Annotated in this window: 12 protein-coding genes (1 of these 12 cut by a window edge); 11 read left to right on the top strand and 1 reads right to left on the bottom strand. The window is 68.4% G+C overall.

Going from position 1 to position 14080, the window contains the following annotated elements:
* The 9 genes in view from ilvD to leuB are tightly spaced (at most 29 nt apart) and all read left to right on the top strand, a layout consistent with a single transcriptional unit that may run on beyond the window.
* A protein-coding gene (gene ilvD / locus PIB44_RS01705) for a dihydroxy-acid dehydratase (RefSeq protein ID WP_278070213.1) crosses the window boundary here: on the top strand, window positions 1–446 show its final stretch. Its footprint begins 1297 nt before the window's first position; the window shows 446 of its 1743 coding nt (coding positions 1298–1743); its start codon lies off the left edge, out of view; it ends in the stop codon at window positions 444–446.
* Window positions 447–458: 12 nt separating this feature from the next.
* Complete coding sequence (gene ilvC / locus PIB44_RS01700) at window positions 459–1472, top strand: ketol-acid reductoisomerase (protein WP_278070212.1); 1014 nt, start codon at window positions 459–461, stop codon at window positions 1470–1472.
* 29 nt (window positions 1473–1501) lie between these two features.
* On the top strand, window positions 1502–3208 hold the full coding sequence (gene ilvG / locus PIB44_RS01695) for an acetolactate synthase 2 catalytic subunit (RefSeq protein ID WP_318035483.1): 1707 nt from the start codon (window positions 1502–1504) through the stop codon (window positions 3206–3208).
* A 2-nt stretch (window positions 3209–3210) separates the two neighbouring features.
* Entirely contained in the window at window positions 3211–3462 is a 252-nt protein-coding gene (locus PIB44_RS01690) for an ACT domain-containing protein (protein WP_025976572.1), read from the top strand.
* A complete protein-coding gene (locus tag PIB44_RS01685; protein WP_278070211.1) occupies window positions 3462–4700 on the top strand; it encodes a 2-isopropylmalate synthase in 1239 nt (412 codons plus the stop codon). Before PIB44_RS01690 ends, PIB44_RS01685 begins: the two co-directional genes overlap by 1 nt.
* Window positions 4684–5655, top strand: coding sequence for a branched-chain amino acid transaminase (locus PIB44_RS01680; protein WP_278070210.1), 972 nt, complete (start codon window positions 4684–4686; stop codon window positions 5653–5655). Before PIB44_RS01685 ends, PIB44_RS01680 begins: the two co-directional genes overlap by 17 nt.
* A complete protein-coding gene (gene leuC / locus PIB44_RS01675) occupies window positions 5642–7066 on the top strand; it encodes a 3-isopropylmalate dehydratase large subunit (protein WP_278070209.1) in 1425 nt (474 codons plus the stop codon). Before PIB44_RS01680 ends, leuC begins: the two co-directional genes overlap by 14 nt.
* On the top strand, window positions 7059–7661 hold the full coding sequence (leuD, locus tag PIB44_RS01670) for a 3-isopropylmalate dehydratase small subunit (protein ID WP_134582075.1): 603 nt from the start codon (window positions 7059–7061) through the stop codon (window positions 7659–7661). The genes leuC and leuD overlap by 8 nt, the downstream gene beginning before the upstream one ends.
* Entirely contained in the window at window positions 7661–8779 is a 1119-nt protein-coding gene (gene leuB, locus PIB44_RS01665) for a 3-isopropylmalate dehydrogenase (RefSeq protein ID WP_278070208.1), read from the top strand. Before leuD ends, leuB begins: the two co-directional genes overlap by 1 nt.
* Window positions 8780–8833: 54 nt before the next feature.
* Here leuB and PIB44_RS01660 read toward each other — a convergent pair whose 3' ends face one another.
* On the bottom strand, window positions 8834–9427 hold the full coding sequence (locus PIB44_RS01660; protein ID WP_278070207.1) for a TetR/AcrR family transcriptional regulator: 594 nt from the start codon (window positions 9425–9427) through the stop codon (window positions 8834–8836).
* Between the two features lie 164 nt (window positions 9428–9591).
* Between PIB44_RS01660 and PIB44_RS01655 the strand changes: the two genes are divergently transcribed.
* Window positions 9592–10779 (top strand): efflux RND transporter periplasmic adaptor subunit, encoded by a 1188-nt coding sequence (locus PIB44_RS01655; protein ID WP_134582073.1) that lies wholly within the window; start codon window positions 9592–9594, stop codon window positions 10777–10779.
* A gap of 30 nt (window positions 10780–10809) precedes the next feature.
* Window positions 10810–14079: an efflux RND transporter permease subunit gene (locus tag PIB44_RS01650; protein ID WP_134582072.1), complete on the top strand. Its 3270-nt coding sequence runs from the start codon at window positions 10810–10812 to the stop codon at window positions 14077–14079.
* Window position 14080 lies beyond the last annotated feature (1 nt).

Raw genomic sequence — 14080 nt, 5'->3', positions numbered from 1 at the left:
AAGGCGACGTCATCATCATCCGCTACGAAGGCCCCAAGGGCGGGCCCGGCATGCGCGAGATGCTGCAGGTCACCGCCGCCCTGAAGGGCCGCAAGGTTGAGAACGTCGCCCTGCTGACCGACGGCCGCTTCTCGGGCGCCTCCTACGGCTTCGTCGCCGGCCACGTCTCGCCCGAGGCGGCGGCGGGCGGCCCCATTGCTCTCATTCGCGATGGCGATCCGATCGTCATCGACGTCACCAACCGAAGGATCGACGTGCTCGTCGATCTGGAGGCGCGCCGGGCGGATTTCGCCCCCAACCGTATCCGCCCGGCGCAAGGCGTTTTCGCAAAGTACCGCGCCGCCGTCGCCTCCGCCTCGCAAGGGGCCGTGACCATTCCCAATCCGCCGCCGGCCCAGATCCCCGCCGATCTGGCCGCTCGCTCCACCGAAAACGCTGCTTCTTAAGGACCGCCTCCCATGGCCATCACCATCTACACCAATGAAGACATCAAACCGGGTGCCATCGCCGGTCAGCGCATCGCCGTCATCGGCTATGGCTCGCAAGGGCGCGCCCACGCCCAGAACCTGAAGGATTCGGGCCACGACGTGATCGTCGGCGTCCGTCACGGCGGCACGGGCTGGAAGCACGCGACCGAAGACGGCCTGGCCACGGCCGAGCCCGCCGAAGCCGTTCGCGGCGCCGACATCATCGCCATCCTGACGCCCGACATGATCCAGAACGAGATCTATCGCGACATCATCGAGCCGAACGCCAAGCCGGGCTCGGCCCTGCTGTTCGCGCACGGCTTCTCGATCATCTACGACCGCATCACCCCGCGCGACGACATGGACGTCATCCTTGTGGCGCCCAAGGGGCCGGGCGATCTGGTCCGCCGCGAGTTCGCGCGCGGCCGCGGCGTCCCCTCCCTGTTCGCCATCGAGAAGGACGCGACCGGCCAGGCGCGCGATCGCGCCATGGGCTACGCCAAGGGAATCGGCGGGGCGACCGGCGGCCTGCTTGAGACCTCGTTCCGCGAAGAGACGGAGACCGACCTGTTCGGCGAACAGGCCGTCCTGTGCGGCGGCGCCAAGGAGTTGGTCATCCAGGGCTTCAACACCCTGGTCGAGGCCGGCTACCAGCCCGAAATCGCCTATTTCGAATGCCTGCACGAGCTGAAGCTGATCGTGGACCTGTTCTACGAGGGCGGCATCTCCAAGATGCACCACTTCATCTCGGAAACGGCCAAGTGGGGCGCCGTGGCCTCGGGCCCGCGCGTCATCACCGACGAGACCCGCGCCCGCATGAAGACTGTGCTGGACGAGATCCAGAGCGGCCAGTTCGCGCGCGAATGGATCGCCGAGAACGAGGCGGGCAAGTCGAAATACGAGGCCCTGCTGACCGAGGACCGCGCCAGCCAGATCGAACAGGTCGGCGCCCGTCTGCGCGACCGCATGGCCTGGCTGCAGACGGCCAAACAGGCCGCCGCCTGAACCTCTATATATAAAGAGAGACTGATCCGATGAGCGCCGCCGCGCCCGCCCTGAAAACACCCCCCGCCCCGGCCGTCATGACCGGCGCGCGCCTGCTTGTCTCCAGCCTGGAGCGGATGGGCGTAGAGGTGGTGTTCGGCTATCCCGGCGGCGCCATCATGCCGATCTACGACGCCCTGACCGGCTCGTCCCTGAAGCACATACTGGTCCGCCACGAACAGGCCGCCGCCTTCGCCGCCGACGCCTATGCGCGCCTGAGCGGCCGGGTCGGGGTCTGCATGGCGACCTCGGGCCCCGGCGCCACCAATCTGATCACCGGCATCGCCAACGCCATGATGGATTCAGCGCCGATGGTCTGCATCACCGGCAATGTCCCGCAAGGGGTCATGGGCACCGACGCCTTCCAGGAGATCGACATCTTGGGCGTCACCCTGCCGATCGTGAAACACTCCATCCTGGTCCGTGACGCCGCCGAGATTCCGGCCGCCATCGAACAGGCCTTCCACATCGCCGCCTCGGGCCGCCCCGGTCCGGTGCTGGTCGACCTGCCCAAGGATGTGCAGTTCGCCGAAACGGTCGCCCCCTTCGGCTTCAACATTCCCAATGAGACGGCCGCCGCCGATCCCGACGCCATCGCCGAGGCCGAGCGTTTCATCCGCGCCGCCGAGCGCCCGCTGATCTACATCGGCGGCGGGGTGAAGATCGGTCGCGCGACCGAGGCCCTGCGCGCCTTCGCCGAGACCACCGGCATTCCCGCCGTCGCCACCCTGAACGCCCTGGGCACGGTGCCGACCGACGCGCCCGGCTTCCTGGGCATGCTGGGGATGCACGGAACGCGCGCGGCCAATGAGGCGGTTCAGGCGTCCGACCTGCTGATCGTCATGGGCGCCCGCTTCGACGACCGCGCCACCGGCAAGCTGGCCGAGTTCGCCCCCCACGCCCGCGTCGTCCACTTCGACGCCGACGCCTCGGAGATCGGCAAACTGCGCGAGACCCACGTCGCCGTCGGCGGCGAGATCCGCCCGGCCATCGAGGCCCTGACCGCGCGCATGGCCGCCGCCCCTCTGGCCATCGACCCGTGGGTCATCCGCTGCGCCTCGGCGGCCGAGCGTCACGCCGCCCGCTATGACGCGCCGGGCGAAGGCGTCTACGCCCCGGCTCTGCTGAAGCAGCTGTCCGAAATGGCGGGCGACCGCTTCGTCGCCGCCTGCGACGTCGGCCAGCATCAGATGTGGGCCGCCCAGCACTGCCGCTTCGCGCGGCCTGAAGCCCACATCACCTCGGGCGGTCTGGGGGCGATGGGCTTCGGCCTGCCCGCCGGTCTGGGCGCTCAACTGGCGGACCCCGAGGCGATCGTCGTCACCATCGCCGGCGACGGCGGCTTCATGATGAACGTCCAGGAGCTGGCCACCCTGCGCCGCTATGGCGTGCCGCTGAAAATCGTCCTGCTGGACAACTCTTCGCTGGGTCTGGTGCGCCAGTGGCAGGAGCTGTTCTTCGCCGAGAACTATTCAGAGATCGACCTGTCCGACAACCCGGACTTCGTGAAGGTGGCCGAAGCCTTCGGCGTCGAGGCCTTCCGCATCGACCGCCGCGATCAGGTCGAGGCTGGTCTGGCCCGCCTGCTGGCCGCCAAGAGCGCCTGCCTGGCCCACGTCGTCATCGACCCCAAGGAAAACGTCTGGCCGCTGGTCCCGCCGGGCAAGAACAACGCTGAAATGATGGAAGGCGCATGAGCATGAGCGACACCATTCACATCCAGATCGACCGGGCCGACGGCTCGCTTCAGCGTCTCATCGGCCTGGTGGAGCGCCGGGGCTTCCACATCGACGGCATCAACATGGCGGATGAAGGCGCGATGCGCCGCATCGCCCTGACCGTTCGCGGGCGCGACGCCGCCCGCTCCATCGACACCCTGGGCCGCCAGATCGACCGCCTGATCGGCGTCGCGCGCATCCAGGCCCAAACCTTCCAGTCCGAGGCCGCGTAATGTCCCGAGTAGACCGAGTATCCAGAACCGCCGAGATTGCGGCCGATCCCAACCGGGTCATCATCTTCGACACCACCCTGCGCGACGGCGAACAGGCGCCGGGCTTCTCTATGTCGGCTGAGGCCAAGCTGAAGATGGCCCACGTCCTTCGCGACCTGGGCGTGGACGTGATCGAGGCGGGTTTCGCCGCCGCCTCGCCGGGCGATGAGGAATGCATCCGCCGCGTGGCGGGCGAGATCGAGGGGCCGGTCTTCGCCTCCCTGTCGCGCGCCAACGAGAAAGACATCGACGCCTCCTTCCGCGCCCTGGCCCCTGCGCCGAAATCGCATCGTCGCTGCCACGTCTTTCTGGCCACCAGCCCCATCCACCGCTCGGCCAAGCTGCGCATGAGCACCAATGAAGTGCTGTCCACCATCTCGCGCACAGTGGAATACGCCGCCTCCCTGTTCGACGACGTGGAGTTCTCGGCCGAGGACGCCTTCCGCACCGAGCCGGAGTTCCTGGCCGAGGCCCTGATGGCCGCCGCCGACGCGGGCGCCCAGACGCTAAACGTGCCGGACACCGTCGGCTACGCCACGCCCGAGGAATCGCGCCAGCGCTTCGCCTATCTGGACGGGATCATCCGCCCGCGTCACGCCGACATCATCTTCTCGTCCCACGCCCACAACGACCTGGGCCTGGCGGTCGCCAACTCCCTGGCCGCCGTCGAAGGCGGCGCCCGTCAGATCGAAGGCGCCATCAACGGCATCGGAGAACGGGCCGGCAACGCCTCCATCGAGGAGGTCATCATGGCCCTGCGCACCCGCGCCGACCGCTATGGCGTGACCGTCGCCGCCGAGAGCCGCCATCTGGTCCGCTCTTCGGAGACCCTGCGCGAAGTGACCGAGAGCGTCATCGCCCGCAACAAGGCCATCGTCGGCCTGAACGCCTTCGCCCACGAAGCGGGCATCCATCAGCACGGCATGATGGCCGACAGCCGCACCTACGAGATCATGCGCCCCGAGGACGTGGGCTTCGAGGGCAGCTATTTCGTGCTGGGCAAACACTCCGGCCGCCATGCCGTCGGCAAGCGCGCCGAGGCTCTGGGCCACGCCCTGGAAGGCCAGCGCCTGGCCGAGGTCTTCGCCGGCTTCAAGCGCCGCGCCGACGAGATCGGCGAGATCAACGACGCCGAACTGACCGCCATCATCGCCGCCACCGCCCCCCAACAGGACAAGACCTATGCAGCCGCTGGCTAAGAACATCTGGATCAACGGCGAACTGACGGCGTGGGAGAACGCCACCGTCCACGTCATGAGCCACGCCCTGCACTACGGCACCTCGGTGTTCGAGGGCATCCGCGTCTATGACACGCCGAACGGACCGTGCGGCTTCCGCCTGACCGACCATATCCGCCGCCTGTTCGACAGCGCGCGCATCTACCACTTCCCCATGCCTTATAATGAGGACGAGCTGGTTCAGGCCTGCAAGGACGTGGTGCGGGCCGAGGGCCTGCGCTCGGCCTATCTGCGCCCGCTGGCCTTCCTGGGCGAGTGCGGCATGGGCGTCAGCCCCTCGGCCGAGACGATCCGCAGCGATGTGATGATCTCCGCCTTCGCCTGGGGCGCCTATCTGGGCGAAGAGGCGCTGGAGAAGGGCGTCGACGCCTGCATCTCCAGCTGGAACCGCGTGGCGCCGAACACCGTCCCGGCGGGCGCCAAGGCGGGCGGCAACTATCTGTCCTCCTATCTGATCGGGCGCGAGGCGCGCGTGCGCGGCTTCGGCGAAGGCATCGCCCTGGGCGCCGACGGCCTGCTGTCCGAGGGCGCGGGCGAGAACCTGTTCATCGTCAAGGACGGGGTGCTGATGACCCCGCCCGCCGCCGCCTCCATCCTGCAGGGCATCACCCGCGACAGCGTGATGAAGCTGGCGCGCGGCCTGGGCTATGAGGCGCGCGAACAGGTGCTGCCGCGCGAAGCCCTCTATGTCGCCGACGAGGTCTTCATGACCGGCACGGCGGCCGAGATCACCCCCGTCCGCTCCATCGACGGCATCATGACCCGCGCAGGCGGCCCCGGTCCGGTGACCAGGGCGGTCAACAAGGCCTTCCGCGGCCTGTTCGACGGCACGACGCCCGACCGCTTCGGCTGGCTGGAGCCCATCGGCGAGGCGACCGCCGCCTCGGCCAAGGAGCGCGCGCATGAGCCAGCCTAAAGCCCAACCCAAGACCCTGTATCAGAAGGTCTGGGACCGGCACGTCGTCGTGCCGGAAACCGCCGAGACGCCGGGCGTCATGTATGTGGACCTGCATCTGGTTCACGAAGTCACCTCGCCTCAGGCTTTTTCCGAGATCGCGGCGCGCGGGTTGAAGGTCCGCCGCCCCGACCGCACCTTCGCCACCCTGGACCACTCGACCCCCACCCTGCCCGCCGGGCCGGACGGGACGCTGCCCTATGTCACCGAACAGGCGCGCAAACAGGTCGAGACGCTGGAGGTCAACTGCGCCCGCCACGGGATCGAACTGGCGGGCTGGGGCTCGGACCAGCGCGGCGTGGTTCACGTCATGGGGCCGGAACTGGGCCTGACCCAGCCGGGCATGACGGTCGTCTGCGGCGACAGCCATACCGCCACCCACGGCGCCTTCGGAGCGCTGGCCTTCGGCATCGGCACCTCGGAAGTCGGCCATGTGCTGGCGACCCAGTGCCTGCTGCAACGCCGGGCCAAGGCCATGCGCGTGACCGTCGACGGGCGCCTGCGCCCCGGCGTCTCGGGCAAGGATGTGGCGCTGGCTGTCATCGCCGCCATCGGCTTCGGCGGCGGCACCGGCTACGTCATTGAATATGCGGGCGAGGCCGTGCGCGCGCTGGACATGGAAGGGCGCATGACCCTGTGCAACATGTCGATCGAGGCGGGCGCCCGCGCCGGTATGATCGCCCCGGACCAGACCACCATCGACTGGCTGCGCGGCCGTCGCCATGTCCCCGCCGACTATGAAGCCGCCGCCGCCGACTGGCTGGCTCTGGCCACTGATCCCGGCGCGGTCTTCGACAAGGAGGTCGTGCTGGACGGCGCCGCCATCCGCCCGATGGCCACCTGGGGCACCACGCCGGACGCAGGCGCCCCCGTCGGCGCCCCCGTGCCGCAACCACGCTCGGCCTCGGACCAGAAGGCCATCGACTACATGGGCTTCACCGCTGGCGAGGCGACCACCGGCCACAAGGTCGACGTGGTCTTCATCGGCAGTTGCACCAACGGCCGCCTGCCCGACCTGCGCGCCGCCGCCGACGTCCTGCGCGGCCGCAAGGTCCAGCCGGGCGTGCGGATGCTGGTCGTCCCCGGCTCGGAGGCCGTCCGCCGCGACGCGGAGGCCGAAGGTCTGGACAAGGTCTTCACCGAGGCGGGCGCCGAATGGCGCATCCCCGGCTGCTCCATGTGCATCGCCATGAACGGGGACTTCGTCGCGCCCGGCCAGCTGGCCGTCTCGACCTCCAACCGCAATTTCGAGGGCCGTCAGGGCAAGGGCGCCCGCACCATCCTGGCCAGCCCCGCCACCGCCGCCGCCAGCGCCGTGGCCGGAGTGCTGACCGACCCGCGCGCCTATCTGGAGGCCCTCATCCATGCCTGAGGCTTTCAAGGTTCTGACGTCGAAGACCCTGACGCTGAGTCAGGCCAACATCGACACCGACCAGATCATCCCCGCGCGCTTCCTTACGACCACGACGCGCGAAGGCCTGGGCGCCCAGGCCTTCTATGACTGGCGCTATGAGGCCGACGGGTCGCCCAAGCCGGAATCGGTGCTGAACCGCATCGACCCGACCGAGCACCGCATTTTGCTGGCGGGGCCGAACTTCGCCTGCGGCTCTTCTCGCGAGCACGCGCCCTGGGCCCTGCTCGACTACGGCTTCCGGGCGGTGATTTCGACCGAGATCGCCGACATCTTCACCTCCAACGCCCTGAAGAACGGCTTTTTGCCCATCGTCGTCGATCAGGCCGTCTGGGACGATCTGGCCGCCCACCCGGAGCAGCCGGTGACGATTGATCTGGACGCCAATGAGATCCGGCGCGGCAACGCCCCGGCCGGGCCGTTCAAGGTCGAGTCCTTCGCCCGCCAGTGCCTGCTGGACGGCGTCGACGCCCTCGGCTGGCTTCAGTCGAAACTGCCTTACGTCGCCTCCTACGAACGCCTGCGCCAAGACACCTATCAGCCGGAGACCGCCTGATGACCGCCCATGACACGCCCGCCGCCGCCCGCACCTTCAACATCGTCGTCCTGCCCGGCGACGGCGTCGGGCCGGAGGTGACCCTGGCCGCCCAGCGGGTGCTGACCTGCATCGGCGATATCTACGGCCATCGCTTCGACTTCACCGAACACCTGATCGGCGGCGCCGCCATCGACGCCGTCGGCGAGTCCCTGCCGGAAGAGACCAAGGCCGCCTGCATCGCCTCGGACGCCGTGCTGCTGGGCGCCGTCGGCGGGCCCAAGTGGGACGGCGCCCCGGTGCGCCCCGAACAAGGTCTGCTGGCCATCCGCAAGGCGATGGGCCTGTACGCCAACCTGCGCCCGCTGCAGGTCTCGCCGGCGCTGACCCACCGCTCGCCGCTGAAGAAGGAGATCGTCGAGGGCGTCGATCTCATCGTCTTCCGCGAACTGACCAGCGGCGTCTATTTCGGCGAGCGCACCCGGACTGAAACCTCGGCCTCGGACCTGTGCGTCTATACGGTCGAGGAGATCGAGCGCGTCGCCCGCGCCGCCTTCCAGGCCGCCGAGCAGCGCCGCGGCAAGGTCACCTCGGTCGACAAGGCCAACGTCATGGAGACCAGCCGCCTGTGGCGCGAGGTCGTCACCCGCATCCATGCCGAGGAATATCCGCAGATCACCCTGGAGCACGCCCTGGTCGACTCCATGGCCATGCACCTGATCCGCAAGCCGCGCGACTATGACGTCATCCTGACCGAGAACATGTTCGGCGACATCCTGTCGGACGAGATTTCGGTGCTGGGCGGCTCCATCGGCCTGCTGCCCTCGGCGTCGCTGGGCGCCAATGGACCCGGCCTGTTCGAACCGATCCATGGCTCGGCGCCGGACATCGCCGGACAGGACCTGGCCAATCCCGTCGGCATGGTGCTGTCGGCCGCCATGATGCTGCGCCACAGCTTCCAGCTGGAGGATGAAGCCGATTCCATCGAGGCGGCGGTCGCGGCCGTCCTGGCCTCGGGCGCCGTCACCGCCGATCTGGGCGGGGCGCTGGGCACGGTCTCGGCCACCCGCGCCATCGTCGACGCCATCCGCGCCATCCACTGGGCGGCGGCGCGTCATGTGCCGATGCACTGGGCCTGACGGTCTAGAGCGTCTGAACCACGAGAGGCGGGCGTCAGCCCGCCTCTTTTCACGTCAGCCGTCGACCAGGCCCTGCAGGGCGTCGGCCATGCGCCCGGCCAGGGAGGTCTTCTGCGCCTCGTCCAGGTTGGAGAAGCCGTCCGACAGCTCCCGGCTGATGGCCATGCCCATGATCAGCCCCGCCGCCAGACGCGCCCGGATCGGGGCGTCCTCACCGCCAATCCACTGGGTCAGGGGCTCGAAGAAGCGGCTGTTGGTGGTGTGCTGGACCACGTCCATCGCCTTGGACGAACCGATGGAACGCAGCAAAATCAAGAGGCCTCGCATGCGGCCGCTTCCGTCGTCCGGCGCCCAGGCCGCGGCCTCGCCATAGACGATCTCTCGCGCCAGGCGCTGGCCGAAGTCGTCGCGCGGCCCATCCATCAGATCGCGCCCGTTCTTGCAGCTGTCCAAGACGGCCACGAACAGATCTTCCTTGGAGCCGAAGTATCGGCTGATCAGCGCCGCATCGACGCCGACGTCGCGCGCCACGTCGCGCATGCCGACGTCATCATAGCTTTCAGCGCAAAAGCGTTCGCGCGCCGCTTCCAGGATAGCCTGGCGGGTGGCGTTGGCGTTACGCGGCCGGGGAACGTCGCAAAGGACCAATTGGGCGCACTCCAATAAACCTTACGGACTATATGGCCTTGTCATCAGGCGTTGACAAGCGAAGCAATCAGCGTCTTTAAGTCAGCCGGTGTTGACTGGACGCCTCCTCCCCAATGAGCGCACAGTCCTGTGGATAAAAAACGACTCCCAAGGAGAATGCGCCGATGCGCACGGTGAAGATCGCGGCCGCGTCCGTCATGATGGCGGCCGCCCTCTATGGCTGTTCCAAGGGCCAGGAGGCGCCCGCCCAGGGCGCGCCCCCCGTCACGGTGGCCACGCCCCTGTCGCAACAGGTGGTTGACTGGGACGAGTTCACCGGGCGCTTCGAAGCGACCCGCTCCGTCGATGTGCGCGCCCGCGTGGGCGGCTACATCCAGTCCGTCCACTTCAAGGACGGCGACTTCGTGCGCCAAGGCCAACTGCTGTTCACCCTGGATCCGCGCCCGGCCCAGGCCGCCCTGGCTTCCGCCCGCGCCCAGCTGGCCCAGGGCCAGGCCCAGTTGACGCTGGCCCGCACGGAACTGGCCCGCGCCGAAGGCCTGCTGGCCTCTCAGGCCGTGTCCCAGGCCGAGGTCGACGCCAAGCGCGGCGCTGTCCAGACCGCCGAGGCCGCCATGGCCGCCGCCAACGCCGCCATTCGCGCGCGTCAGCTGGACGTCGAGTTCACCCGCGTCACCGCCCCCATCTCGGGCCGCGTGTCCGACCGCCGGGTCGACCCCGGCAACCTGATCGGCGGCGGCTCTTCGGCCGGCGACGTGCTGACCACCATCGTCTCGTCCTCGCCGATCTACTTCGTCTTCGACGGCTCCGAGGCCCTGGCGCTGAAGTATCAGCGCGACGCCCGCAACGGGTCGGCCCCGATCCGCATCCGCCTGCAGGACGAGACCGCCTATGACCGCACCGGAACGCTGGACTTCACCGACAACGCCATCGACGCGTCGTCGGGCACCATCCGCCTGCGCGCGGTGGTCCAGAACGCCGACGGCTTCCTGAAGCCGGGCATGTTCGGTCACGCCCAACTGGCCGGCTCGGGCGGTTACGCCGCCATGCTGGTGCCTGACGCCGCCGTCGTCACCGATGGTCCGCGCAAGGTGGTCTATGTCGTCGCCAAGGACGGCACGGTCGGCGCCAAGCCGGTCCAGCTGGGACCGATCGCCAACGGCCTGCGTGTCGTGCGCACGGGCCTGACGCCCGACGACCGCGTCATCATCAACGGCCTTCAGCGCGCCCGTCCGGGCCAGAAGGTCACCGCCCAGAACGGGACCATCAAGGCCGAGGAAGCCAAGGCCGACGCCCCCGTGACCTCAGCCCCCGTCGCCTCGTCCGCCACCTTCGTCGCCAGCGCCGGCTGAGGAGGAGGCTCACGGGCCGGAACCTGATTCATGAACATCTCCCGCTTCTTCATCGACCGACCGATCTTCGCGATCGTGATCTCGGTCTTCATCACCCTGGTCGGCGCCTTCGCCATGCCGATGCTGCCGTTGGCGCAGTATCCGGACATCGCCCCGCCGACGATCAGCGTCAGCGCCTCCTACGCGGGCGCCTCGGCTGAGACCCTGTCCGAAACGGTCGCCGCGCCGCTCGAGCAAGAGATCAACGGCGTCGAGAACATGCTCTACATGACCTCGTCGTCCACCTCGGACGGCCGGGTCAGCGTGACCGTGACCTTCCAGCCGGGCACCGACCTCGACACCGCTCAGGTGCTGGTTCAGAACCGGGTCGCCCTGGCCGAGCCGCGCCTGCCGGCGCAGGTCCGTCAGGTCGGCGTCATCGTCAACAAGGAGTCGACCGGCTTCCTGATGCTGGCCTCCCTGACGTCCGACGATCCGGGCATCGACAGCGACTATCTGGGCAATATGGCCCAGTCGACCATCCGCGACCGCCTGCTGCGCATCGACGGCGTCGGCGGCGTCCAGGTCTTCGGCGGCGGCAACTACGCCATGCGCATCTGGATCGATCCGGCCAAGGCGGCCGCGCGCGACCTGACCGCGCCCGAGATCATCGCCGCCCTGCAGGCCCAGAACGTCCAGGCCGCGGGCGGGTCGATCGGCCAGCCCCCCTTCCCGACCAACGCCGCCGCCTTCGAGCTGCCGGTTCAGGTCGAGGGCCGTCTGGCGGCCCCGGAAGAGTTCGGCAAGGTGGTGCTCAAGACCGACGCCCAAGGCCGCGTGACCCGCGTCAGCGATATCGCCCGCGTCGAACTCGGCTCGGAAATCTACGGCGTCGAAGGCTATTTCAACGGCCAGCGCGGCGTCGGCGTCGCCATCATCCAGCAGCCCGGCTCCAACGCCCTGTCGACGGCCAACAAGGTCATCGCCGAGCTGGACGCCATCAAGGCCGACTTCCCGCCGGGCGTAAAATACGCCATCCCCTATAACCCGACGGAATACGTCGCCGCCTCGGTCTCGGCCGTGGAACACGTGCTGATCGAAGCCGTCTTCCTGGTGATGATCGTCATCCTGGTCTTCCTGCAGACCTGGCGCGCGGCCATCATCCCGATCCTGGCCATCCCGGTCGCCCTGGTCGGCACCTTCGCGGTGCAGCTGGCGCTGGGCTATTCGATCAACTCCCTGTCGCTGTTCGCCCTGGTTCTGGCCGTCGGCATCGTCGTTGACGACGCCATCATCGTGGTCGAGAACGTCGAGCGCTACATCCGCGAGGGCCTGACCCCCAAGGAAGCCGCCTATCGATCGATGCAGGAAGTGTCGGGGGCCTTGGTCGCCATCTCCCTGGTGCTGACCTCGGTGTTCGTGCCGACCGCCTTCGTGCCCGGCATCCCCGGCATCTTCTTCCGCCAGTTCGCCGTCACCATCGCCTCGGCGACGCTGATCTCCCTGCTGGTGTCGTTGACGCTGTCTCCCGCCCTGTCGGCCCTGCTGCTCAAGCCGCACAAGGACCACGACGAGAGCCGCAAGCCGGGCCTGATCGGCACGGTCGCCTATTACCTCGGCTGGGCCGGGGCCAAGTTCAACGAAGGCTTTGACTGGGTGTCGGACCGCTACGGCCGCCTGACGGCTCGGCTGATCCGCATGGTCACGGTCATGCTGGTCATCTACGCCGCCCTGTTGGCCCTGACCGGCTGGCGCATGGCCGACACGCCCACCGGCTTCATCCCGGCGCAGGACCAGGGCATCCTGATCGGCGTCGTGCAGTTGCCGCCGGGCGCCTCGCTGGAACGCACCAAGGCGGCCATGAACAAGGCGGTCGACATTGTCCGCAAGTCGGACGGCGTTCAGGAAGTCACCGCCTTCGCCGGTTTGGACGGCTCCAGCTTCTCCATGTCGTCCAACGCCGCGACCATGTTCATCAAGCTGAACGACTACGACCAGCGCACCACCCCAGCGCTGGAGGCATCGGCCCTGGCCGGCGCGCTCAGCGGCGCGACCGGCGTCATCGAGGAAGCCAGCATCTTCATGCTGTCGCCCCCGCCCGTTCAGGGTCTGGGCACCGGCTCGGGCTTCAAGATGATGATCCAGGACCGCTCGGGTTCGGGCTTCAAGGCTCTGGAGGGCGCGACCTTCGCCATGATGGGCGCCGCCGCCCAGATGCCGGATGAGGTCCAGCAGGTGTTCAGCCTCTACAACACCGGCTCGCCGCGCATCGCCGCCAGCGTCGATCGCGACAAGGCTCTGCTGATGGGGGTTCAGCCGTCGACCGTGTTCAGCACCCTGGGCACCTACCTCGGCTCGACCTACGTCAACGACTTCAACTTCCTGGGCCGCACCTTCCGCGTCACCGCCCAGGCCGAGCCCGCCTATCGCGACGAGCTGGCCGACATCGCCAACCTGAAGGTCCGTTCGGCCTCTGGCGGCATGGTGCCGATCGGTTCGGTGGCGACCCTAGCTGACGATTCCGGCCCCTCGCGCGTGGTCCGCTACAACCTGTTCCCGGCTTCGGAACTGCAGGGTGAAGCGGCGCCGGGCGTGTCTACCGGCGACGCCATCGCCGCGATGGAGGAACTGGCCGCCAAGACCCTGCCCGAGGGCTTCGGCTACGAATGGACCGAACTGGCCCTGCAGGAGAAGGCGGCGGCCGGCGGCTCGACCATCATCTTCCTGATGGCGGTGGTGTTCGTCTTCCTGGTGCTGGCCGCCAACTATGAGGCCTTCACCTTGCCGCTGGCGGTCATCCTGATCGTGCCCATGTGTATCCTAGCGGCCATCCTGGGGGTGAACCTGCATGGTCTGGACAACAACATCCTGACCCAGGTCGGTCTGGTGGTCCTGATCGCCCTGGCCGCCAAGAACGCCATCCTGATCGTGGAGTTCGCCAAACAGGCCGAGGACAACGAAGGCCTCGACCGCTGGCAGGCCGCCGTTCAGGCCGCCCGTCAGCGCCTGCGTCCGATCCTGATGACCTCGTTCGCCTTCATCTTCGGCGTGCTGCCTCTGGCCATCGCCTCCGGCCCCGGCTCGGAGATGCAGAACGCGCTGGGCATCGCGGTCGTCTATGGAATGCTGGGGGTGACCTTCTTCGGTCTGATCTTCACCCCGGTCTTCTATGTCATCTGTCGCTGGATGGCGGGCAAGCTGCCCAAGGCGCCGGGCAAGCAGCGCGAGCTGCCCACCAGCTTCGGCTCCACGCCGCACGACCCCTTTGACCCCGACGGCCCGGAACCGGCTCCCGCCGCTCCGCGCCAGGGAGATGCGTAAA

It is taken from the genome of Brevundimonas sanguinis (assembly GCF_029636725.1).
GTDB lineage: Bacteria > Pseudomonadota > Alphaproteobacteria > Caulobacterales > Caulobacteraceae > Brevundimonas > Brevundimonas sanguinis.
Note: the sequence above shows the minus strand (reverse complement) of the source record. Positions and strands in the feature narration are given on the sequence as shown.